Annotated in this window: 1 protein-coding gene; it reads right to left on the bottom strand. The window is 54.2% G+C overall.

The window, feature by feature from the left end:
• Window positions 1–118: 118 nt before the first annotated feature.
• Complete coding sequence (locus tag F2P46_RS36170; protein WP_166899329.1) at window positions 119–430, bottom strand: hypothetical protein; 312 nt, start codon at window positions 428–430, stop codon at window positions 119–121.
• Window positions 431–566: the final 136 nt, after the last annotated feature.

A 566-nucleotide genomic window follows, 5' to 3' on the forward strand; every position in this document is an offset into this window, starting at 1 on the left:
GTTTCCGGTCACACGGACAGACAGTAGGGGCGGCACAACGCCGTCCGCTAAAAATGCAGACTTGCGCACTTCATGTCAGCGGCCTCGATTAGGAGGTCAACTGCGGGGCACTAGGTTTTCATCGGTATTCGTCCGGTTGCAGGTAGACAATGGCGTCGACGGGAACGACCTTGAGCCCGGCCGCTGCGAGCAAACGCGCGCAGTAATTGAGCTGCCCGCCCGATTTCGCACGAGAAATGGACGATTCGTGCATGCCCATTCGGTCCGCAATAGCGGTAGCCGTTGCTTTATTGATAAAATGCAAGATTGTCGTAAAATTCTTGCGTGACTGGTCGGCAATTTCCGGGGATACTTGGGCCAAGTCGGCAAGTTCGCTCTTGCTAAACTCGGCATCGGACGGGTCCATATCCATGGCGGGGCTGTTAGGCATGGAGAAATCCTATGCTGCATGGGTAAAAAATTGATAAAGTACCGGCGGTAGGCAGGAATGAGATGGGCGAAAAGATCCGTGTCGAGTTGGGCAAGTAAATTTGCCGCCACGTGCAACAAGCTTAGCGCATGTGGAC

This window comes from Massilia sp. CCM 8734, from assembly GCF_011682155.1.
In the GTDB taxonomy this organism is placed as follows: Bacteria; Pseudomonadota; Gammaproteobacteria; order Burkholderiales; family Burkholderiaceae_D; genus Telluria_A; species Telluria_A rubra.

Excerpts from the sequence above, each read along its gene's own strand:
- F2P46_RS36170 (WP_166899329.1), bottom strand. The coding sequence starts at position 430 with ATGCCTAACAGCCCCGCCATGGATATGGACCCGTCCGATGCCGAGTTT.